The 20,200-nt window shown below is 69.6% G+C and carries 18 protein-coding genes; 6 read left to right on the forward strand and 12 right to left on the reverse strand.

The genetic code is table 11. The features are described from left to right. Nucleotides 1-4: 4 nt before the first annotated feature. Genes ATK30_RS09250 through ATK30_RS09260 form a run of 3 tightly spaced genes read right to left on the reverse strand, consistent with a single transcriptional unit; the run spans nucleotide 5 to nucleotide 2,917 of the window. Nucleotides 5-763 (reverse strand): SDR family NAD(P)-dependent oxidoreductase, encoded by a 759-nt coding sequence (locus ATK30_RS09250; protein WP_101435226.1) that lies wholly within the window; start codon nucleotides 761-763, stop codon nucleotides 5-7. Then, nucleotides 760-2,061 (reverse strand): enolase C-terminal domain-like protein, encoded by a 1,302-nt coding sequence (locus ATK30_RS09255; RefSeq protein ID WP_101435227.1) that lies wholly within the window; start codon nucleotides 2,059-2,061, stop codon nucleotides 760-762. Before ATK30_RS09255 ends, ATK30_RS09250 begins: the two co-directional genes overlap by 4 nt. Nucleotide 2,062: 1 nt before the next feature. Beyond that, nucleotides 2,063-2,917 (reverse strand): fumarylacetoacetate hydrolase family protein, encoded by an 855-nt coding sequence (locus ATK30_RS09260; RefSeq protein WP_101435228.1) that lies wholly within the window; start codon nucleotides 2,915-2,917, stop codon nucleotides 2,063-2,065. A gap of 187 nt (nucleotides 2,918-3,104) precedes the next feature. On the opposite strand from ATK30_RS09260, the gene ATK30_RS09265 reads away from it, so the two are divergent. Further along, nucleotides 3,105-4,625 carry a multidrug effflux MFS transporter gene (locus ATK30_RS09265; protein ID WP_244194565.1) on the forward strand — a complete coding sequence of 507 codons (1,521 nt, stop codon included), beginning with the start codon at nucleotides 3,105-3,107 and terminating at the stop codon, nucleotides 4,623-4,625. On the opposite strand, the gene ATK30_RS09270 is transcribed toward ATK30_RS09265, so the two are convergent. Next, entirely contained in the window at nucleotides 4,579-5,823 is a 1,245-nt protein-coding gene (locus ATK30_RS09270; RefSeq protein WP_101435229.1) for an NAD(P)/FAD-dependent oxidoreductase, read from the reverse strand. The two genes, ATK30_RS09265 and ATK30_RS09270, sit on opposite strands and share 47 nt — an antisense overlap. A gap of 179 nt (nucleotides 5,824-6,002) precedes the next feature. Between ATK30_RS09270 and ATK30_RS09275 the strand changes: the two genes are divergently transcribed. Both ATK30_RS09275 and ATK30_RS09280 read left to right on the forward strand, forming a co-directional pair. Beyond that, nucleotides 6,003-6,239 (forward strand): hypothetical protein, encoded by a 237-nt coding sequence (locus ATK30_RS09275; RefSeq protein WP_244194566.1) that lies wholly within the window; start codon nucleotides 6,003-6,005, stop codon nucleotides 6,237-6,239. Between the two features lie 65 nt (nucleotides 6,240-6,304). Then, a complete protein-coding gene (locus ATK30_RS09280) occupies nucleotides 6,305-8,266 on the forward strand; it encodes an SDR family oxidoreductase (protein WP_101435230.1) in 1,962 nt (653 codons plus the stop codon). A gap of 43 nt (nucleotides 8,267-8,309) precedes the next feature. Here ATK30_RS09280 and ATK30_RS09285 read toward each other — a convergent pair whose 3' ends face one another. Next, nucleotides 8,310-9,641 (reverse strand): aminotransferase-like domain-containing protein, encoded by a 1,332-nt coding sequence (locus ATK30_RS09285; protein ID WP_101435231.1) that lies wholly within the window; start codon nucleotides 9,639-9,641, stop codon nucleotides 8,310-8,312. A gap of 116 nt (nucleotides 9,642-9,757) precedes the next feature. Between ATK30_RS09285 and ATK30_RS09290 the strand changes: the two genes are divergently transcribed. Then, a complete protein-coding gene (locus tag ATK30_RS09290; protein ID WP_101435232.1) occupies nucleotides 9,758-10,567 on the forward strand; it encodes an ABC transporter ATP-binding protein in 810 nt (269 codons plus the stop codon). 2 nt (nucleotides 10,568-10,569) lie between these two features. Here ATK30_RS09290 and ATK30_RS09295 read toward each other — a convergent pair whose 3' ends face one another. Both ATK30_RS09295 and ATK30_RS09300 read right to left on the reverse strand, forming a co-directional pair. After that, a complete protein-coding gene (locus ATK30_RS09295) occupies nucleotides 10,570-12,387 on the reverse strand; it encodes a transglycosylase domain-containing protein (RefSeq protein ID WP_101435233.1) in 1,818 nt (605 codons plus the stop codon). 52 nt (nucleotides 12,388-12,439) lie between these two features. Further along, nucleotides 12,440-13,162 carry a FadR/GntR family transcriptional regulator gene (locus tag ATK30_RS09300; protein ID WP_167441871.1) on the reverse strand — a complete coding sequence of 241 codons (723 nt, stop codon included), beginning with the start codon at nucleotides 13,160-13,162 and terminating at the stop codon, nucleotides 12,440-12,442. A gap of 71 nt (nucleotides 13,163-13,233) precedes the next feature. On the opposite strand from ATK30_RS09300, the gene ATK30_RS09305 reads away from it, so the two are divergent. Together ATK30_RS09305 and ATK30_RS09310 are read left to right on the forward strand one after the other, a co-directional pair. Then, nucleotides 13,234-13,707: an ArsR/SmtB family transcription factor gene (locus ATK30_RS09305; protein WP_101435235.1), complete on the forward strand. Its 474-nt coding sequence runs from the start codon at nucleotides 13,234-13,236 to the stop codon at nucleotides 13,705-13,707. A gap of 69 nt (nucleotides 13,708-13,776) precedes the next feature. After that, nucleotides 13,777-14,982 carry an IS30 family transposase gene (locus ATK30_RS09310; RefSeq protein WP_101434569.1) on the forward strand — a complete coding sequence of 402 codons (1,206 nt, stop codon included), beginning with the start codon at nucleotides 13,777-13,779 and terminating at the stop codon, nucleotides 14,980-14,982. A gap of 68 nt (nucleotides 14,983-15,050) precedes the next feature. Here the strand turns inward: ATK30_RS09310 and ATK30_RS09315 are convergent, their stop codons facing one another. Genes ATK30_RS09315 through gcvT form a run of 5 tightly spaced genes read right to left on the reverse strand, consistent with a single transcriptional unit; the run spans nucleotide 15,051 to nucleotide 20,199 of the window. Continuing rightward, nucleotides 15,051-16,424: an L-serine ammonia-lyase gene (locus tag ATK30_RS09315; RefSeq protein WP_101435236.1), complete on the reverse strand. Its 1,374-nt coding sequence runs from the start codon at nucleotides 16,422-16,424 to the stop codon at nucleotides 15,051-15,053. Nucleotides 16,425-16,440: 16 nt separating this feature from the next. Next, a complete protein-coding gene (gene lipA / locus ATK30_RS09320; protein WP_101435237.1) occupies nucleotides 16,441-17,445 on the reverse strand; it encodes a lipoyl synthase in 1,005 nt (334 codons plus the stop codon). Next, nucleotides 17,442-18,719 carry a serine hydroxymethyltransferase gene (glyA, locus tag ATK30_RS09325; RefSeq protein WP_101435238.1) on the reverse strand — a complete coding sequence of 426 codons (1,278 nt, stop codon included), beginning with the start codon at nucleotides 18,717-18,719 and terminating at the stop codon, nucleotides 17,442-17,444. The genes lipA and glyA overlap by 4 nt, the downstream gene beginning before the upstream one ends. After that, on the reverse strand, nucleotides 18,719-19,096 hold the full coding sequence (gene gcvH / locus ATK30_RS09330; protein WP_101435239.1) for a glycine cleavage system protein GcvH: 378 nt from the start codon (nucleotides 19,094-19,096) through the stop codon (nucleotides 18,719-18,721). The genes glyA and gcvH overlap by 1 nt, the downstream gene beginning before the upstream one ends. A gap of 14 nt (nucleotides 19,097-19,110) precedes the next feature. Further along, nucleotides 19,111-20,199, reverse strand: coding sequence for a glycine cleavage system aminomethyltransferase GcvT (gene gcvT, locus ATK30_RS09335; RefSeq protein WP_101435240.1), 1,089 nt, complete (start codon nucleotides 20,197-20,199; stop codon nucleotides 19,111-19,113). Nucleotide 20,200: the final 1 nt, after the last annotated feature.

The following is a 20,200-nucleotide window of genomic DNA, read 5'->3' on the forward strand; positions in this document are numbered from 1 at the left end:
CAGATCAGTTCTGCACGGGTCCGCGCGGGCGCAGGCCGTACATGCCGCCGTCCACCGCGAGCGCGGTGCCGGTAGTCGATGCCGAAAGCGGGCTGGCCAGGTACGCGATCGCGTTCGCGACCTCGTCCGCGGTCACCAGCCTTCCCATCGGCTGGCGGGCGGCGAGCGCCTTCCGCTCGGCCGACGGGTCCGCGGCGGTGTCGAGCAGCCTGCCGACCCACGGCGTGTCCGCGGTGCCGGGGCACACGCAGTTGACGCGGATCCGGTCCGGCAAGTGGTCGGTGGCCATCGCGAGGGTCAGCGACAGCACCGCGCCCTTCGTTGCCGAGTACAGCGCCCGCGCGGGCAACCCGGCCCAAGCGGCGATCGAGCAGGTGTTCACGACCGCTGCCGCGGGCGAGTTTTTCAAGTGCGGCAACGCAGCCCGGGCCGTGCGCACCATGCCGACCACGTTCACGTCGTACGCGCGATGCCATTCGTCGTCGTCATTCGCGGTGACGTCGCCCTGCGCGCCGATCCCCGCGTTGTTGACCAGGATGTCGAGCCGGCCGAAGCGTTCGGCCACCGCGTCGACGGCGGCGCGGACCTCGGCGTCGGACGTCACGTCACAGCGGAATCCGGCCAGCGGCTCGGGCACCTCGTCGGTCTTGAGGTCGAGCACGGCCACCCGCGCGCCGCGCTGGGCCAGCAGGTTCGCCGTGGCCAGGCCGATGCCCGAAGCGCCGCCGGTGACCGCGGCGACCAGGCCGTCGAATTCGCTCACTGCGCGTTCTCCGTCCATTCAGGACCGTCCGGGAAGCTGAACCGGCGCAGCGTAGCGTCGTGCATGCGCGCGGAAAAGCCCGGTGCGGTCGGGGCGAGGTAGCGGCCGCCGCGCACGACGGCCGGGTCGGTGAAGTGATCGTGCAAGTGGTCGACCCATTCGATCGAACGGTCTTCGTCCAAACCGGACACGGCCACGAAGTCGAACATGGACAGATGACGCACCAGCTCGCACAACCCGACCCCGCCGGCGTGCGGACACACCGGAACGCCGAATTTGGCTGCCAGCAACAGGATCGCGAGATTCTCGTTCACTCCGCCGACGCGCGCGGCGTCCAGTTGCAGCACGTCGATCGAACCGGCCTGCAGCAATTGCTTGAACACCACGCGGTTCTGCACGTGTTCACCGGTGGCGACCTTGATCGGTGCGAGTGCCTTCGCGATGGCCGCGTGGCCAAGAACGTCGTCCGGCGAGGTCGGCTCTTCAATCCAATACGGATCGAACGGGGCCAGCGCGGTCATCCACGACACCGCCGTCGCGACATCCCAGCGCTGATTCGCGTCGACCGCGATCCGGATATCCGCGCCGACAGTCTCGCGGGCCAGCTTCATCCGCCGGACATCGTCCTCGAGATTCCCGCCGACCTTCAGTTTGATCATCTCAAACCCGTCGGCTACAGCCTGTTCGGCCAGCCGCACCAGTTTCGCGTCGGAATAGCCGAGCCAGCCCGCCGATGTGCTGTAAGCGCGGTAACCCTCGGCCTCGAGCTTCGCGATCCGCTCGGCCTTCCCCGGTTCGGCGGCGCGGAGAATGTCGAGCGCTTCCTCTTCGGTCAGCGCGTCGGAGAGATAGCGGAAGTCCACAAGGGACACCAGCTCCTCCGGGGTCATCCGGGACGCGAACTTCCAGAGCGGCAGCCCGGCACGCCGTGCGGCGAGGTCCCACGCGGCGTTGACGATCGCGCCGATCGCCATGTGCGACACACCCTTTTCCGGGCCCAGCCACCGAAACTGCGAGTCGCCGACCAATGCCCGCGAGAGCGCGCCGAGCGCTTCCGCGTCCTCCGGCACATCGCGTCCGACGACATGCGGTGCCAGCGCGCGGATCGCGGCGGCCTGCACGTCGTTGCCGCGGCCGATGGTGAACGCGAGGCCGTAACCGTCCGGTCCGGCGTCGGTGTGCAGTTCGACGTAGGCCGCCGAATAGTCCGGATCCGGGTTCATCGCGTCCGAACCGTCGAGGTCGCGCGACGTCGGGAAGCGGACGTCCCGGACCTCCATGGCCACGATTTTCGCCATCTCAGGCCTGCCCGAGGGTCTGGCGCTGCTTGCCGAGGCCGTCGATCTCCAACTCGACGACGTCGCCCGCGCGCAGGTACGGCTTCGGCTCGGGCTGCCCGAGCGCGACGCCCTCCGGGGTGCCGGTGTTGATCAGGTCGCCGGGGCGCAGCACCATGAACTGGCTCAGGTAATGGATGATCTCGGCGACGGTGAACACCATGTCCTTTGTGGACGAGTCCTGCACCTTCGCGCCGTTGACCCACGTGCGCAGGCCGAGCGCCTGCGGGTCCGGGATCTCGTCGGCGGTCACCAGTTCCGGGCCGAGCGGGTTGAAGGTCTCGCAGTTCTTGCCCTTGTCCCACTGGCCGCCGCGGTTCAGCTGGAAATCGCGCTCGGAAACGTCGTTGGACACGACATACCCGGCGACGTGCGCCAGCGCCTCGTCCGCGCTTTCCAGGTAGCGGGCGGTTTTCCCGATGACGACACCGAGTTCGACCTCCCAGTCCGTGGCCGTGGAGCCGCGCGGGACGAGCACCTCGTCGAACGGTCCGACCATCACGTCGGGCGCCTTCATGAACAGCACGGGTTCGGTCGGCACCGGCGCGCCGGTTTCCTCAGCGTGACGGCGGTAGTTCATGCCGATGCAGACGATCTTTCCCGGCGCGGCGATCGGCGCGCCGACCCGCAGCCCGGCCCCGTCGGCGACCGGCAGTTCACCGGCTTCGAGCGCCCGCGCGGCCTTCGCCGGCCCGTCGCCGGCGAGGAACGCGCCGTCGATGTCCGGCGTGACCCCGGAGAGGTCGTGGAGGGTGCCGTCACCGGCACGGACGAACGGACGCTCAGCCCCCGCTGCCCCGAGACGCACAAACCGCACGGACGAACCCCTCTCTCGACACCGTCTTCGCGATACATCCGATGTATAGCGCACCGGAGGGCGGCAGATCTAGAGGGTGACGGGATTTGGTGCGGAAATTGATCCGATCACCGGGTCGGCGGGCGGATAACGGACACTCGTCCTGGCGGGGAAATCCCGCCGCGACGGAGGGGACGGTGCGGCGCGGATGAGCCCAGGAGAGGCAACGGGACCAGACGGGCGGGCGACGACTGGCGGTTCGCCCGGCGGCGAAGAGCACGCGGGAAGGCCGAGTTCGGACCGCACTGGAGGCGCGGAGGACGAGCGGGTTCCGGGCGACGCGGACAGAGCGACCATCGATTCGTGTGCCGCTGACTGGGAAGATCCTTTGGCAGGCAACGCGCCTCCGCCTGCCGACGAGCATTCCGCGGCGGACCACCCCACCTCGGATCGTTCGACGGCCGAGCACTCCGCCGCCCAGTCCAGCACGGAACACCCCGCCACCCTCCCCGAGCACCTCGGCCGGGGCAAGATCCGACGTCTCCTCATTCTCGGCGGCCTCTCCGCCTTCGGCCCGCTCTCCATCGACATGTACCTCCCCGCCCTCCCCCGGATGGCGGGCGATTTCCAGGCCTCCGACACCACCGTCCAGCTGACGCTCACCGCGTTCGTCGTCGGGCTCGCGATCGGGCAGATCGTCGCCGGGCCGTTGTCGGATGCCTTCGGCAGGCGGCGGCCGTTGCTGGTCGGGCTGGGGCTGTACCTCGCCGGGTCGGTTGCGGCGGCGGCGAGCCCGGGCGTCGAACTGCTGATCGCCGCGCGGAGTGTCCAGGCGCTCGGCGCGGCGGCCGGGATCGTGATCGCCCGCGCGACCGTCCGCGACCTCTACACCGGCACCGCGATGACGAAGTTCTTCTCGCTTCTCCTGCTCGTCAACGGCCTCGCGCCGATCCTCGCTCCGGTCATCGGCGGGCAATTGCTCACCTTCACGTCCTGGCGTGGCGTCTTCGTCGTCCTCACCGCGTTCGGCGCATTGCTGCTCAGCGCGGTCACGTTCGCGCTTCCGGAGCCGCTGCCCGTCGAGCGTCGGCATCCGGCGCGGCTGGGCGGGGTGCTTCGCACGTACGGGCGGCTGCTCACCGACCGCACATTCCTCGGCTACGCGCTCACCGCAGGGCTGAACTTCGCCGCACTGTTCGCGTACATCTCGGGTTCCTCGTTCGCGCTGCAGGACGTTTACCGCCTGAGCCCGCAGGAATACAGCATCGTCTTCGGGCTCAACGGCGTCGGCATCGTGCTCGCCGGACAGCTGAACGGATGGCTCGTCGGCCGGTTCCCCGAACGCACGCTCCTGCGGACGGGACTGACCGTGTCGACGCTCTCCGGCCTTGCGACGCTGACCGCCGCGGTCCTGCGACTGCCGTTGCCAGCGTTGCTGATTCCGTTGCTGCTCATGGTTTCCTGTATCGGAATCATCAACCCGAACGCCAGTTCGCTCGCTCTCGCCGCGCACGCGCGCACGGCGGGATCGGCGTCCGCGCTGCTGGGCGTGCTGCAGTTCGCGGTCGGCGGGATCGCGACGCCGCTGGTCGGCCTCGGCGGATCCGGCACGGCGGTTCCGATGACCGCGGTGATGGCCGGGTTCGGGGTGCTCGCCCTGCTGTCGTTCGCGACGCTGGCGGTCAGCCCAAATCGGCGAGATTCCCGCTCCGCAGCTGGTCGTCGGTGACCGCGATGCGTTCGTCGACCAGCTTCTGCAGCGCGTCTCCGTCGTCCCACTGGTTGACGTTCATCGCGGCCGAAACCTCGTTGTCCGGGGTCACCCAGAACGCGGTGAAGTCGTAGCCCGCGAGGTCGCCGCGCACGACGACGCGATCCCGGTCCAGGACGGGCAGGCCGCGGTATTCGCAGCCGATCGCCGGGCCGCCGCGATCGGGGTCGTATTGGTCGGTGAAGAAGTACGGGCTGTTCAAGTACGGCTCGTTCGCCCCGAAGAGGTTGGCCGCCACATGCTCACCCTGCGTACGCGCTGTCGCCCAGTGCTCGACGCGTACGCGGCGGCCGTAGCGCGGATGGAACTGCGAAGCAATGTCGCCGATCGCGTACACATCGGGTGCCGCAGTACGCAGACCAGCGTCGACATCGACGCCGCCGTCGTCTGCCAGCTCCAGGCCAGCGGCGTGCGCCAGCTCGACGCTAGGGGCCGCACCGACCGCGATAAGCACAACGTCGGCGTACAGCTCTTCGCCGCTCGACAGTCGAACACCGGTCGCCGCCGTGTCACCGGTGATCGCTGCGACGCCTTCGCCGAGACGCCACTGCACACCGTGCTCTTCGTGCAGACGGTAGAACGCTCCGGCAACCTCGTCGCCGACGACGTTCGCGAGCGGCAGCTTCTCCGGAGCGACCACAGTCACTTCGGCACCGTGCGTACGCGCGGCTGCGGCGGCTTCGGTGCCAATCCAGCCCGCGCCAACGATCAGTACGCGCTTCGCCGCCGTAAAGGCCTCTCGCAGCCGCAGTGCATCGTCGAGAGTGCGAAGCGTGTAGAGGCCGGGCAGGTCGCCACCGGGCACCTTCAACGTCCGCGGACGCGAGCCGGTCGCTAAGACCAGACGGTCGTAGCGGTGTTCGCCACCAGCGTCGTCGAGGACCAGGCGTGCGCCCAGCTCGACCCGCGTCGCGATGGTGCCGGAGAGCAGCTGGATGTCGTGCTCGGTCCAGTAGCCCTCGTCGCGCACCCAGTCGGGTTCGTCGGCGTTGCCGAGCAGCACCGCTTTCGACAGCGGCGGCAGTTCGTACGGCCGGTGCGTATCGGCTCCGAGCAGCAGAATCTCGCCGTCGAAACCGCGTTCTCGCACTGTCGCCGCCGCAGTGGCGCCCGCCAGTCCGGATCCGACGACGACGATTTTCCGAGGTTCCGACATCCGTCCTCCTGAGTGCCGCGGCGTGCGGTCGCCGACGCTACTCCGGTATGCGGCCGGTCACACCCGGTGGAAAACCGGCCAGTAGGCAATTCGGGTGAACCGGCGTAAGACGCCGCGGAAGGCTCGGTCCCACCCCCGCACGAAGGACACGGGCAGTACGTGATCGGAGGGCGAGTGCCGTGGCAGGGCGGGACGACAGTGCGGTGCGGAACGAGTGGACGGTCGGCTGCCGGGATCTGGCGGGCAGGCGGCGCGACGTGACGGTGTTCGTGAGCAGCGACGACAAAGTCGTCCTGGTCGCGCCGCCGGGAGAGGCGGCCGTGCTGGGGCCGCTGGAGGTCGGGCGGCTGCGCGCGGCCCTGCGCGACGCCGTGGTGGCCACCGCGACGTCGGCGCGACGCACCGGCACCGACTGACAACTACCGTTCCTACTCATGAGTAGGTAGAGTCGGCACCCGCAGACCCCCGAAAGGTGCCGGCCATGACCACCTACTTCGTCACGGGCGCGACGGGCTTCCTCGGGAAGCGCCTGGTCGCCCGGTTGCTCGCGCGGCGGGACACGACCGCCGTCCACGTGCTCGTCCGCAACACCTCGCGCGACCGCCTGGCCGCGCTCGCGCGGGACTGGCCGAACGCCGACCGCCTGGTCCCCGCCGTCGGCGACCTCACCGAACCGCTGCTCGGCCTCGACCCGACCGGCTACGACGGGGTCGACCACGTCGTCCACCTCGGTGCGATCTACGACTTCACCGCCGACGACGCGGCGAACCGGGCCGCGAACGTCGACGGCACCCGGAACCTTCTCGCCTTCGCCGCGGCCGCCGGCGCGCGGCTGCTGCACCACGTTTCGTCCATCGCCGTCGCGGGCGATCACGCCGGGCGGTTCACCGAAGCCGACTTCGACCTCGGCCAGTCCTTCAGTTCTCCGTATCACGCGACGAAGTTCGAGGCCGAGAAGCTGGTTCGCGCCCAATCCGACGTGCCGTTCCGCGTCTACCGGCCTTCGGCGGTCGTCGGCGATTCGCGCACCGGCGAGATGGACAAGATCGACGGCCCGTACTACTTCCTGCCCGCGATCTCGCGCCTCGCCGCGCTGCCGAAGCAACTGCCGCTCGTCGCGCCCGAGCTCGGGGCCACCAACCTCGTCCCGGTCGACTACGTCGTCGCCGCGATGGAAAACCTCATGCACCGCGAAGCGCCTTCGGGCAGTACGTACCACCTCGCTTCGCCGCGACCGCAGAAGCTGCACGAGGTCTACAACGCCTTCGCCCGCGTCGCCGGAGCGCCGCGCGTACGCAGGACGGTGCCGTCAGGCTTGCTTCGCAGCACAGCGTCTCGCCTCGCGACCGCTGTGGACCGCCTGCCCACTGGACGGGCAACGCGCGCCGCAGTGTTGACAGAGCTGGGAATCCCGCTCGAAGTACTCCCCCACCTGAACATGGAGGTGGAGTTCGACACCGCGCGCACCACTTCGGAGCTGTACGGCAGCGGCGTCCACCTTCCCGAGCTTCGCGACTACGCCGAACCGCTGTACCGCTACTGGCGGACACATCTCGATCCAGATCACGCTCGCCGTCCAGGCCTTAAAGGGCGCGTTGTCCTCGTTACCGGGGCGTCGTCCGGTATCGGCCGCGCCAGTGCACTCGCTGTCGCGCGTCGCGGTGCGAAGGTGCTTCTCGTCGCGCGCCGTGCCGAAGAACTCGAAGACGTGCGTAGCGAAATCACCGCAGCTGGCGGCGAAGCAGCGGCGTACCCGTGCGACCTCACTGACGGCGACGCGGTGGACAGTCTCGTGAAGGCAGTCCTCGCCGACCACGGTGCGGTGGACGTCTTGGTGAACAACGCCGGACGCTCCATCCGACGCTCGGTACAGCTGTCGACGGAACGCTTCCACGACTACGAACGCACCATGGCCATCAACTACTTCGGCCCGGTGCGGCTGATCCTCGGCCTGCTGCCGTCGATGACGGAACGCCGGTTCGGCCACATCGTGAACGTCACCACGCAGGGCCTGCAGACCGACACCCCGCGCTTTTCCGCTTACCTGGCTTCGAAAGCCGCGCTCGAGGAGTTCGGCCTGACCGCCGGGCGCGAGACGCTGTCCGACGGCGTCACGTTCTCCTCGGTCCGGATGCCGTTGGTGCGCACGGACATGATCGCGCCGACCGGGTCGTACCGCGGGCTGCCCGCGAGTTCGCCGGAACGCGCCGCGGCGCTGGTGGTGAAGGCGATCGAGCGGCGGCCGCAGATCCTGAGCCTGCCCGAGGGCCGGGCCGCGGAACTGGCCTCGCTGGCCATGCCGGACCTCGCGCGATTCGCGGCGCACCTCGTGTACCGGGTAATGCCGGAATCCGCGCCAGAAGCCAAAAAGCGGCCCCGGCAGCCCGCTCCGGCGGCGGTCGCGGGGACGCTCACACGACTCGCGTGGCGACGGAAGGCTTAAGGACGTCGTGAGTGGCTATCGCGGTTCTAACCGCGATAGCCACTCACGAGTCCACCAGCGTGTCGTCCGGCGAACCGCTCGCCAGCCCGGCCAGCACGTCCAGCGCGCTCGCCAGCGTCGCCTCCGAAGGCGCGGACACCGCGATCCGTACCGCGTTCGGCGCGTGCCCCGGCACCACTGAGAACGCCGCCGCCGGGGACAACGCGATCCCCCGGCGGGCAGCGGCAGCCACGAAGGTCTCGGCCCGCCACTGGTCCGGCAGCACCCACCACCGGTGGTAAGCCGAGGCGTCGCCGTACACCTGGAAGCCCGCCAGCCGGTCCGCCACGATCCTCGCCCGTACCCCGGCGTCGGCGCGCTTCGCCGCTTCGACCTCCGTCAGCACGCCACCGGTGATCCACCGCCGCGCTGCCTCCACGGAAAACCGCGACGCCGCCCACCCGCCGGACCGGATCGCGCTCGCCAGCCGCGGAACCCACGGCGGCGGCACCACGAGGAACCCGGCGGTGAGCCCGGGCGCGACGCGTTTCGACAGGCTGTCCACGAAAACCGTCCGCTCCGGCATCAGCGCGGCAAGCGGTTCGGTGTCGGGGCGGAGGAAGGTGTAGATGCCGTCCTCGACCACCGGCAGGTCCAGCCTCCGGACGGTCTCCGCCAGTTCGGCGCGACGCTGCGGCGGCATCGTGGTGCCGAGCGGGTTGTGGAGGGTCGGCTGGACGTACAGCGCCCGCACCGGAGCGCTCGCCGCGAGCGCGGCCGGGACCAGGCCGTGCACGTCGGTCTCGATCGGCACCAGCTCGATGCCGAGCCGGGTCGCCACGGCTTTGACCACCGGATACGTCAGAGATTCGACCGCCAGCCGCTCGCCGGTCGGCACGAACGCCGCGAGCGCGGCCGCGATGCCCTGCCGTCCGTTTCCCGCGACCAGCACCGATTCCGGGTCCGGCGTCCAGGCGCCGCGCGCGAGCATCGTGACTGCCGCCTCGCGGACCGCTCTGGTGCCGGCCGCGCCGAGCGGATGCAGTGCGTCGGTGAAGACGTCCGCGCGCAGGACGGGTTCGAGTGCTTGCGCCAGCTTGGCCGATTGGCTCGGCAGCACGGCGAAGTTCAGTTCGAGGTCCACGCGCGCGCCGCCGGGTTCGGACAGCGCCGGTTCGGGACCGGGCTTCGCCGCGCGCACGAAGGTGCCCCGGCCGACCTCGCCGATCGCCAGGCCGCGGCGGACGAGTTCGCCGTACACGCGGGCCGCGGTGGAGCCGGCGATGCCGCGGTCGCGCGCGAAACGGCGCTGCGGCGGCAGCCGATCGCCGGGGCGCAGCCGACCGGCCTCGATGTCGGCGGCGAGTTCGTCCGCGACGACGCGGTAGTCGTCCATCCCACCCTCGCTCTGCCGGGATTCTCCCGGACGCATCATGGCACCGGCCGGTCACTGGTCGCTCATGCGACCCGCGGAACTCCCCGAACGAGGGTCACTAGGTTAGCCTTACCTGTGTGGCACTGACGAGCGAAGAGACCCGACTGCACGCTGAGGACCTGACGCTGGCCTACGACGGCCGCACGGTCGCCGAACGGCTCGGCGTGGTCATCCCGGACAAGTCGTTCACCGTCATCGTCGGCCCCAACGCCTGCGGCAAGACGACGCTGCTGCGCGCGCTCGCGCGAATGCTGAAGCCGCGCGAGGGCTCGGTGTACCTCGACGGCGAGGTGATCTCCAGCTACGGAGCGAAGGAGGTCGCGCGACGGCTCGGCCTGCTGCCGCAAAGCTCGATCGCGCCGGACGGGATCACCGTGTCCGACCTGGTCGCGCGCGGCCGCTACCCGCACCAGAAACTGCTGCGCCAATGGTCCCGCGAGGACGCGAAGGTGGTCGCCGATTCGATGCGCGCGACCGGCGTCGACGACCTCGCCGAGCGGATGGTCGACGAGCTGTCCGGCGGGCAGCGCCAGCGCGTCTGGATGGCCATGGCGCTGGCGCAGCAGACCGACCTGCTGCTGCTCGACGAGCCGACGACGTACCTGGACATCGCGCACCAGCTCGACATCCTCGACCTGTGCGCGACGCTGCACAGCGAGCAGGGCCGCACCCTCGTCGCGGTGCTGCACGATCTCAACCACGCGGCCCGGTACGCGACGCACCTGATCGCGATGCGCGACGGGAAGGTGCTGGCCACCGGGACGCCGGAAGAGGTCGTGACGGCGGAGAACGTCGAGCGGATCTTCGAGCTGCCGTGCCGGGTGATGGAGTGCCCGGAGAGCGGAAGCCCGATGGTGATCCCGAAGGTCAGCCGCCGGGCAGCCTGACCTCAGCGGCGGGCCATGAAGGACCGCCACACGTCCGCGGGCACCGACGAACCGGTCACCTTCTTGCCCTCCGCGTCGATCAGCCGGCGGTCGTCGTCGGACCCCAGCCACACCGCCGTCGCCAGCTGCGGGGTGTAGCCGACCGCCCAGGCGTCCTGGTTGTCGCGTGAATTGCCGCGTTCGAACTCGCCGGTGCGCAGAGCCGCCGCGCGACCGTCTGGCAGCCTCGTCCGCAACGCCGAAGTCACGTCCTGTGCCACGGTCTCCGGAACTGCGGAAACCGGCTGGTTTTCGTGCTGCCACACGACTTTCCCCGACCGATCGAGGACCTTGTCCACCAGGTGCACCGCCGCGTGCATCCCGTTGGCGGCGTACGTCGCGTATGCACCGGCCACGTCGAGCGGCCGCATCGGATACCGGCCGACGACGATGCCCGAGCCAATCGTGACGCCGTCCTGTTCGCGCATAGTCGGCGTGCCGTCCACCTCGTCCGGAATCCCCGCCGCACGGGCCGCCGCGCTCACCTCGTCGACGCCGATCTTCTTGGAGACCGAGATGAACGGCGTGTCCGCGCCGGAGGTCAAGGCGCTGCGCAAGGTGCAGGGCTGCGGGCACTTCGGCGGATAGTCGAACTTCTCGCCGAGGTACTGAATTTCCCGGGGAGCAGCCACTTTCTCGTCCAGCGACATCCCGTTCTTCAACCCGGCCGCCGCGGTGAACGGATAGAACGCCGAGCCGAGCGCGTGCCCCGTTGCGGCATAGTCCCGGACGCCGTTGTTGCCGCCGTCGTACGCGCGCACCGCGCCGTTCGTCGGATCGACGGCGACCAGCGCACCGCGAAACTCTGCTGGCTCACCCTTCAACCGGTCGCTCAGCGCGGCGTGCGCGGCGGCCTGCAACCCTGGGTCCAGCGTGGTCTGGACGGTAAGATTCCCTTGCTGCAACCGGGAAAGCGAGAATCCCGCCGTTTCCAGTTCGGCAATCACTCGCTGCTTGAGGTGGTACTGGCCGTAGTTCAGGCTCACGCGCGTCTCCGCGGGCGGCTTGATTTCCGCGCCCGGATAAGCCATGCCGTCAGCGTTCTTCACATACCCGCGTTCGACCAGCTTGTCCCGCACGTACCGCCAGCGCTTCGCCGCGTGCTCGTCGCCGGACACCGCCGGATCGTGCACCGACGGCGACTGGATCATCCCGGCCAGGAACGCGGCCTCGCTCCAGGTGATGCTGTTGTCGAGCGGGCGGCCGAAAAACGCGTTCATCGCCGCGGCCGGACCGAAAGTGTTGCGGCCGAAGGAAATGATGTTGGCGTAGCTCTCGAAGATCTGTTCCTTGCTCTGCTGCTGGGTGATTTTCGTGGCGAGCACGAGTTCCTGCATTTTCCGGCAGAGCGTCGAATCCTCGTCGCCGGTCGATTTCTTGATGTACTGCTGGGTGATCCCGGACCCGCCGCCGACGCCGGTCAGGAACGCGCGGCCGATCCCGGTCGGGTCGAAACCGGAGTTGGCCCAGAAGGTCGGGTCCTCGGTGGCGACGATGGCGTCGCGCAGCTTCTGCGGGATCTGGTCGAACGGCACGAACCGCCGGTCGCCGCCCGGGGGCACGACGCGCAGCAGTTCGCTGCCGTCGGCGTACTTCAGCGTGACGGTTTTGCCGAGCGAGGCGAGGACGTCCTGCGGGCTGCGGACGTCCAGCAGCAGGTACGCGATCCAGAACGCGAGCAGCGGCACGCCGACCGCGAATCCGGTCAGGTAGTAGGCACCCTTGCGGATGCGGCGCCACGTGCGACGGGCGGATTGGTCACTCTCCGGGGCTGGCTCCACGAAGGAAGGACGACTGAACCAGTGACAAGGTTCTGCCGAGTCCGTGAATTGCTCACGAGAGGAACGCGCGCAGCAACGACGCGGTGCCCTCGATGTGCTCGGCCATCGCCTGCCGGGCGGCGACCGGATCGCCGGCCAGGATCGCGTCGACGATCGCCTCGTGCTGCGCGTTCGAATGCTCCAGATTGGGTTCGAGCAGCGGAATCCGGTCGAGCAACTGGTTGACTCGCGTCCGCGCGTCCGCGACCGTGCTGGTCAGCGACGCGGACGCAGTGACCTCGGCGATCGCCAGGTGCAGCCGCGAATCCTTGCGCCGGTAATCGGCGAGACTGGCCGCGGACGCTTCCGCGAGCGTGCCGGTGAGATGCTGCCGGTCAGCCGGGCTCAACGTGCGCGCCGCGGCCGCCTCCGCGGCACCGGTCTCGAGCACATGCCGCAGGCACAACGCGTCTTCCAGTCCGGCCGGGTCCACCTGCCCAATCGCGCGCTCCGCGGGCTCCGGCAGTTTCTCGTTCACGAACGTGCCGCCGTACCGCCCGCGCCGCGACTCGACGTACCCCGCGTCAGCCAGCGCGCGGATCGCCTCCCGCAAGGTCACGCGGCTCACCCCGAGCCGCTCGGCCAGCTCGCGTTCGGAGGGCAACCGGTCCCCCGCGCCGACGACTCCGAGCCGGATCGCCTGCAACAGCCGCTCGACGGTCTCCTCGAAGGCGTTCCCGGCGCGCACTGGCCGGAACAGGGCCGCGTTCGCGCTCACCACCGAGGTCGACTCCACCTGTCCGATTCTATGCTGCCTGGTTGCAGAGAACTCTTTGCAAGGATCCTCTGCGCTCTACTCTACGGAGCGTGCCCGACGAACGCCGAGCCCGCCGGATCGACGCCCGCACCCTGCGCGCGCTGGCGCATCCGCTGCGCATGGAACTGCTCGACCTGCTGACCGTCGACGGCCCGGCCACCGCGACCGGGCTGGGCAAGCGCGTCGGCGAAAGCTCCGGCACCACGTCGTGGCACCTGCGCCAGCTCGCGGACGCCGGACTGGTCGAGGAAGACACCAGCCGGGGCTCGAAGCGCGAACGCTGGTGGAAGGCGGCGCAGGAATCGACCCGGATGCGCGCGGCCGACTTCGTCGACGACCCGGAGATGTCCGGACCGCTCATGGCTTTCCTGCACCAGCACGTGGACATCCGCTACCGCGAACAAACGCAGTTCGTCTCGGAACTGCCGCGCTGGGCTGGCGAATGGCAGGACAGCGCGACGCTGAGCAGCACCCGGATGCCGCTCACGCCGGGCGAATCTGCTCGCCACCCCGAAACGCCGTGAAGGGCTCCTCGAAGGAATCTGCTTGGGTTCTAGTGGTGGTTGCAGCACCTGAGTTGTGCAGGAGTTGCAGTGGCCGGGGTCGGTGGGGATCGGGCGTCGCGGGGTCGGGTGCGGTTGGCTGCGGAACGCCGCCGGTATTTTGATCTTGTGGCGGAGGGCGTGGGCACGGTCGAGGCGTGCCGGATTGTCGGGGTCGGCCGCAGGACCGGGCATCGCTGGCGGCACGGGCGGCCGAGCCGGGCCGGCGCGAACGCCCGCCCGGCTCCCGCCCGGCCCGGGCCGGGTTCGGACCGGTTCCTCTCGGTCGAGGAACGGATCGCGATCGCGGACGGGCTGGCGACGGGCCGCTCGCAGCGGGCGATCGCGGCCGAGCTGGGCCGCAGCCCCTCCACGGTCAGCCGGGAGATCGCCCGCAACACCCCTCCCGCAGGCGGCTACCGGCCCCATGCGGCGCACGACCTGGCCCGGGCACGCCGCCCGAGGCCGAAAACGGGCAAGATCGCGGCCTGCCCCGAGCTGCGGGAACGAGTGCAGGCCATGCTGGGCGAGAAATTCAGCCCGGAGCAGATCGCCCGCCGGCTGCGCCGCGACCACCCCGACCGGCCGGAGCTGCACGTGACCCACGAAACGATCTACCAGGCCCTCTACGTCCAAGGCCGCGGCGAACTGCGCCGCGAACTGGCCCGCGCCCTGCGCACCGGCCGCGCCAGGCGCAAACCCCGCGCCGGCCAGCAACGCCGGCCCCGCTTCGCCGAACCCATGGCCATGATCAGCGACCGGCCCGCCGAAGCCGCCGACCGCGCCGTCCCCGGGCACTGGGAAGGCGACCTGATCATCGGCAAGGACAACGCCTCGGCCATCGCCACCCTGGTCGAACGCACCACCCGCTACGTCCTGCTCGTGCCCCTGCCCCGCGGCCGCGGCGCCGAGGCCGTCCGCGACGCCCTCGCCGCCACCGCCGCGACCCTGCCCGCGCACCTGCAACGATCCCTGACCTGGGACCAGGGCAGCGAAATGGGCCGCCACCACGAATTCACCATCGCCACCGGCATCCCCGTCTACTTCTGCGACCCCCACAGCCCCTGGCAACGCGGCAGCAACGAAAACACCAACGGCCTGCTGCGCCAATACTTCCCCAAAGGCACCGACCTGTCCGCCCACACCCCCGAACACCTCGCCGCCGTCGCCGCACAACTCAACCGCCGACCCCGCAAAACACTCGACTGGGACACCCCAGCCGAACGCCTCGCTAACCTCCTCACCACAACCACATAACCACCCGTGTTGCAACCACCCCTCGAATCCACCCTGATTCCCTCAAGGAGCCCTTCACGGAACGAAAATCAGCACTCGATGACGTTCACGGCCAACCCGCCGCGCGCGGTCTCCTTGTACTTCACCGACATGTCCGCGCCAGTCTCGCGCATGGTCTTGATCGCCTTGTCCAGCGTCACCACGTGGCTTCCGTCGCCGCGCAACGCCATTCGCGCGGCGTGGATCGCCTTCGACGCACCGACCGCGTTGCGCTCGATGCACGGGATCTGCACCAGGCCGCCGACCGGGTCGCACGTCAAGCCAAGATGGTGCTCGACCCCGATCTCAGCCGCGTTCTCGACCTGAGCGGGCGACCCGCCCTGCACCTCGGTCAAGCCGGCCGCCGCCATCGCCGATGCCGAGCCGACCTCGCCCTGGCAGCCGACCTCCGCACCCGAGATCGACCCGGTCTGCTTGAGGATCGACCCAATCGCCCCAGCAGTAAGCAGGAAGGTCACGATCCCGTCGTCCGACGCACCGCGCACGAACCGCTGGTAATAGTGCAAGACCGCGGGAATGATTCCCGCCGCGCCATTCGTCGGCGCGGTGACGACGCGACCGCCCGCAGCGTTCTCCTCGTTGACCGCGAGCGCGTACAGACTCACCCAGTCCATGGCGTACAACGGATCGTCCGCGCCGTCTTCCGCGAGCAGCTTGTCGTGCAACGACTTCGCCCGCCGAGGAACCTTCAGACCACCGGGCAGCACGCCCTCATGCGTGTACCCGTTCCGCACACACTCCGCCATGACCTGCCAGATCTTCAGCAGCCCGTCCCGAATTTCCTGGCGGCTGCGCCAGGAAAGCTCGTTCCGCAGCATGATCTCGCTGATCGGCAGACCGGTGTCCGCGCAATGCTTCAGCAAATCCGCCCCGGTGCGGAACGGATAAGGCACCGGCGTGGAGTCCTCCACGAACACCGTGTCGGTCTCGAACGACTCGTCCCGCACGAACCCGCCGCCGACCGAGTAGTACGTCCGCTCCCGCAGCAACTCGCCGTCCGCGTCGAACGCCCGGAACACCATCCCGTTCGGATGCGCGGGCAGAGACTTCCGCCGGTGCATCGTCAGGTCGGTGTCCTCGGCGAACGCCACCTCGTGCGTCCCGCCGACAGCCAGCCGCCCGGACTCCCGGATCGCCGCCACCTTGGCGGGCACCGTGTCGGTGTCGATCTCCTCCGGCCGCTCCCCGGAAAGCCCGAGCAGCACCGCCTTGTCGCTTCCGTGCCCGAACCCGGTCGCGCCGAGGGAGCCGAACAACTCGGCCCGCACCCGCGCGACCCGTTCGAGCACGCCGTCCTCGACCAGACCGTCCACAAAGGTCTTGGCCGCTCGCATCGGGCCGACCGTGTGCGAACTCGACGGCCCGATGCCGATCGAAAACAGGTCGAAGACGCTGATCGCCATTGATCCGCCCCTTCTCTTAGTTCCTCGCCAGCACGCTGCTGGCTTCTTGTGCCGCCGGTCCTTCGGCGGTCAGGTGGGCGAGGTTCTCCGGCAATTCCTCGCCCCGGTGGGCCTTCGTCTGCGCGTACAACCGGCCCGCGCGATACGACGACCGCACCAACGGCCCCGCCATCACACCCGGGAACCCGATCGCCTCCGCGGTTTTCGCGTGTTCGACGAATTCTTCCGGCTTGACCCACCGGTCGACCGGGTGATGGCGCGGCGAGGGCCGCAGGTACTGGGTGATGGTGATGATCTCGCACCCGGCGTCGAACAGGTCCCGCAACGCCGCCGACACCTCGTCCGGGGTCTCGCCCATGCCGAGGATCAGGTTCGACTTCGTCACCAAACCCGCCGCACGCGCCCGGGTGATCACCTCCAGCGAACGCGCGTACCGGAACCCGGGACGGATCCGCTTGAAAATCCGCGGCACCGTCTCCACATTGTGCGCCAGCACCTCCGGCCGCGACCCGAACACCTCCGCCAACTGCTCCGGCTCCGCATTGAAATCCGGGATCAGCAACTCCACCCCCGTGCCCGGATTCAACGCATGGATCTGCCGCACCGTCTCCGCATACAACCACGCCCCGCCGTCAGCCAGATCGTCCCGGGCGACACCGGTGATCGTCGAATACCGCAACCCCATCGCCTGCACGCTCTCCGCGACCTTCCGCGGCTCCGTGCGGTCCAGCTCAGCAGGCCTGCCCGTGTCGATCTGACAGAAATCACACCGCCGCGTGCACTGATCCCCGCCAATCAAAAAGGTGGCTTCCCGGTCCTCCCAACACTCGTAAATGTTGGGACACCCCGCCTCCTCGCACACGGTGTGCAAGCCCTCACGCTTCACCAAACCCTTCAGCTCAGTGAACTCCGGACCCATCCGCACCCGCGTCTTGATCCACGACGGCTTCTTCTCAATCGGCGTCTCACTGTTGCGCACCTCAAGCCGCAACAACTTCCGCCCCTCGGGCTGCGCGCTCATCGGCTCAGGTCCGCGTACAGCGGGTGCTTCTTGGCCAGCAACTCGACCCGGGTGCGCAACGCTTGCTGCGCGGCCTCGTCGAAGTCCGGTTTCAGCGTCTCGGCGATGATGTCAGCGACCTCGGTGAAGTCCTCCGCGCCGAAACCGCGGGTGGCCAGCGCCGGGGTGCCGATCCGCAGGCCCGAGGTGACCATCGGCGGACGCGGGTCGAACGGCACCGCGTTCCGGTTGACGGTGATCCCGACCGAGTGCAGCCGGTCCTCCGCCTCCTGGCCGTTGAGCTGGGAGTTCACCAGGTCGACCAGCACCAGGTGCACGTCGGTGCCGCCGGTGAGGACGCGGACGCCCGCCTCGGCGCAGTCGGTCCGCGACAGCCGGTCGGCGAGGATCTTCGCGCCTTCCAGGGTGCGCTCCTGGCGCTCGCGGAATCCGTCGGTCGCGGCGATCTTCAGCGCCACGGCCTTGGCCGCGATCACGTGCTCCAGCGGCCCGCCCTGCTGACCGGGGAACACCGCCGAGTTGATCTTCTTCGCCAGCTCCTGGCGGCACAGGATCAGGCCGCCGCGCGGGCCGCCGAGGGTCTTGTGCGTGGTGGTCGTGACGATGTCCGCGTGCGGCACCGGCGACGGGTGCAGCCCGGCGGCCACGAGGCCGGCGAAGTGCGCCATGTCGACCATCAGCTTGGCGTCGACCAGGTCGGCGATCCGGCGGAACTCGGCGAAGTCGAGCTGGCGCGGGTAGGCCGACCAGCCGGCGACGATCAGCTTCGGCTTGTGCTCGACCGCCAGCCGCTCGATCTCGGCGACGTCGACGATCCCGGTCTCCTTGTCGACATGGTAGGCGACCACGTTGTACAGCTTGCCGGAGAAGTTGATCTTCATCCCGTGCGTGAGGTGCCCGCCGTGCGCGAGGTCGAGGCCGAGGATGGTGTCGCCCGGCTTCAGCACCGCGAACATCGCCGCCGCGTTGGCCTGCGCGCCCGAATGCGGCTGCACGTTCGCGTGCTCCGCGCCGAACAGCGCCTTGGCCCGGTCGATCGCGAGCTGCTCGACGACGTCGACGTGCTCGCAGCCGCCGTAGTAGCGCCGGCCCGGGTAGCCCTCGGCGTACTTGTTGGTCAGCACCGAGCCCTGCGCCTCGAGCACGCCGACCGGCGCGAAGTTCTCCGAGGCGATCATCTCGAGCGTCGACTGCTGGCGGTCCAGCTCCGCGGCCACCGCGGCGGCGACCTCGGGGTCCACCTCGGACAGGGGGGCGTCGAACGGGGCGGTCATCAGTTCTCCTGGGTCAGCTCGGCGTACGCGGACGCGTCGAGCAGCTCCGGGACGTCGCCCGAGAGCCGCACCTGCAGCAGCCATCCTTCGGTGTAGGGGTCGGAGTTGATGACCTCGGGGGTGTCCGATGTGGCCTCGTTCACCGCCACCACCTCGCCGCTGACCGGCGAGTACAGCTCGCTGACCGATTTCGTCGACTCGACCTCGCCGAACACCTCGCCCGCGGTGACCGTGTCGCCGACGCTCGGCAGCTGCACGAACACGATGTCGCCGAGCGAGCTGGCCGCGAACGCGGTGATGCCCACGGTCGCGACGCCGTCGGAGACCGACAGCCACTCGTGTTCCTTCGTGTAGGACAGGTTCTGGGGGATGCTCATGGTTGGGCGGCCTCTCAGGCTCGGGAGTAGAAGGGCAGGGCGACGACCTCGACCGGCTCGACGCGGCCCCGGATGTCGACGGACAGCGCGGTGCCGGGCTCGGCGTGCTCCCGGTCTACATACGCCATGGCGATCGGGTAACCCAGCGTCGGCGACAGCGCGCCGCTGGTGATCTCCCCGATAGTGGCATCCCCGGACAGCACGGCGTACCCGTGCCGCGGGGCGCGGCGGCCGGTGCCGCGCAGGCCGACCCGCACGCGCGGGACGTCGGCCTTCGCCAGTTCCTCCAGGGCCGCGCGACCCACGAAGTCGCCCGGCTTCTCGAACTTCACGACCCGGCCGAGACCGGCGGCGAACGGGTTCAGCTCGCGGCTGAGTTCGTTGCCGTACAACGGCATTCCGGCTTCCAGCCGCAGCGTGTCGCGGCAGGCGAGGCCACACGGGACCAGACGGTGCTCCTCGCCCGCCTCGGTCAGCAGCCGCCACAGAGCCGGGGCTTCCGCCGCGGGCACGAACAGCTCGAAGCCGTCCTCGCCGGTGTAGCCGGTGCGGGCCAGCAGGATCTCGTGGCCCTTCACGACGGCGGGCACGCTCGCGTAGTACTTCAGCGCACCGAGGTCGGCGTCGGTCACGGCGGCGAGCACGTCGACCGCCTTCGGGCCCTGGACCGCGATCAATGCGGTGTCCGCGGACCGGTTCTCCACCACCGCGTCGAATCCGGCGACGCGCTCGGCCAGCGCGTCCGCGACCACGGTGGCGTTGCCCGCATTGGCCACGACCAGGTACTCCTCGTCGGCGAGCCGGTAGACGACCAGGTCGTCCAGCACGCCGCCGTCGGCGTCGCAGATCATCGTGTAGCGGGCGCGGCCCGGCTTCACGCCGCTCAGATTGCCGACCAGCGCGTAGTCGAGCACGTCGGCCGCCTGCGCGCCGCGCACGTGGATCTCGGCCATGTGCGACAAGTCGAACAGCCCAGCCGCCTCGCGCACGGCCTTGTGCTCGGCCAGTTCGCTGGCGTAGCGCACCGGCATCGACCAGCCGGCGAAATCGGTGAACAGCGCGCCGAGATCCTGGTGGACCTGGTGCAGTGGGGTTTCCGTCACG

Origin of the sequence: Amycolatopsis echigonensis, from assembly GCF_002846615.1 — a bacterium.
GTDB lineage: Bacteria > Actinomycetota > Actinomycetes > Mycobacteriales > Pseudonocardiaceae > Amycolatopsis > Amycolatopsis echigonensis.